The 925-nt window shown below is 38.3% G+C and carries 3 protein-coding genes; all 3 read left to right on the forward strand.

The features are described from left to right. Nucleotides 1-81: 81 nt before the first annotated feature. From FF105_RS11540 to FF105_RS11690, 3 genes are read left to right on the forward strand one after another with little or no spacing between them, the layout of a single operon-like run. Nucleotides 82-405, forward strand: a complete 324-nt coding sequence (locus tag FF105_RS11540) for an IS3 family transposase (RefSeq protein ID WP_290046932.1) — start codon at nucleotides 82-84, stop codon at nucleotides 403-405. Then, entirely contained in the window at nucleotides 402-785 is a 384-nt protein-coding gene (locus tag FF105_RS11545) for a DDE-type integrase/transposase/recombinase (RefSeq protein ID WP_268767748.1), read from the forward strand. Before FF105_RS11540 ends, FF105_RS11545 begins: the two co-directional genes overlap by 4 nt. Then, nucleotides 786-884 carry an IS3 family transposase gene (locus tag FF105_RS11690; protein WP_188353679.1) on the forward strand — a complete coding sequence of 33 codons (99 nt, stop codon included), beginning with the start codon at nucleotides 786-788 and terminating at the stop codon, nucleotides 882-884. The last annotated feature ends 41 nt before the right edge of the window (nucleotides 885-925 follow it).

Consider the following 925-nt stretch of genomic DNA (forward strand, 5'->3'; position numbering starts at 1 on the left):
GAGGAAGAAAACGAAATTTTATCACGCATATCCTGACAGGCATTGAGCGGCCATCTTACTAGCCGAAAAATAGTTCGTAATGTGGGATTGCCGCTAGTTAACCAATTTTTAGCACAAGGCTACGCGCTTGTGCGTATTTTAAGTGCACTTAAAATCAAACCTAGTACCTATTACAACTGGCGCCATTGGCAACCCAGTCGACAAGAAAAGCGTAGAGAATCCCTGAAACCTTATATTTTAGACGTTTGGAAAACCTTTAAATTTTATGGTTATCGTCGTATTGCTGCTTATAGTCAACAAACCGACGGTTCGAAAGTATCTGAGTATATGACACTCAAATTGATGCGTGAATTAGGGATTAAATCCCGCATGCAAAAACGTTATCGCAAGCAAAAACTGTGGTGACTGTTAATCAAAAGCCCAATTTGATTAGACACTTGCATGATTTGAGCGGTGTTTGGCAAACAGATATCACTTATATTCAGTTGACTAACCACAAATGGGTCTATTTAGCGACCGTTTTGGATCCTGAGAAGAGAAAAGTATTGGGCTATAAAATTGGCGATATAATGACAGCCGAGCTAGCCACAAGTGCCTTACAGATGGCGTTAGATAATCATCGAAAGCCATTAATTACTCATTCAGATATGGGGTCACAATACACGAGTGCTGAATTTAATATTAAATGTCAAAATTATGACTTGAAACATTCATATTCGCTCAAAGGCCATCCGTACGATAATGGCCGTATGGAAGCGTTTCATTCAATATTGAAGCGTGAATAGGTGTATTTGAAGGCATACCAAACATTAACTGAAGTCCAAGCAGCCATTGGTTGTTATATCAATTTTTATAATCGCAATCGTATCTCAAATGTTGCCTAAGTAACTGAATAAAAATAGTCCAATTTATTGACTTCTGAGCA

The organism is Leuconostoc sp. UCMA20149 (assembly GCF_030400235.1).
GTDB classification, from domain to species: Bacteria; Bacillota; Bacilli; order Lactobacillales; family Lactobacillaceae; genus Leuconostoc; species Leuconostoc pseudomesenteroides.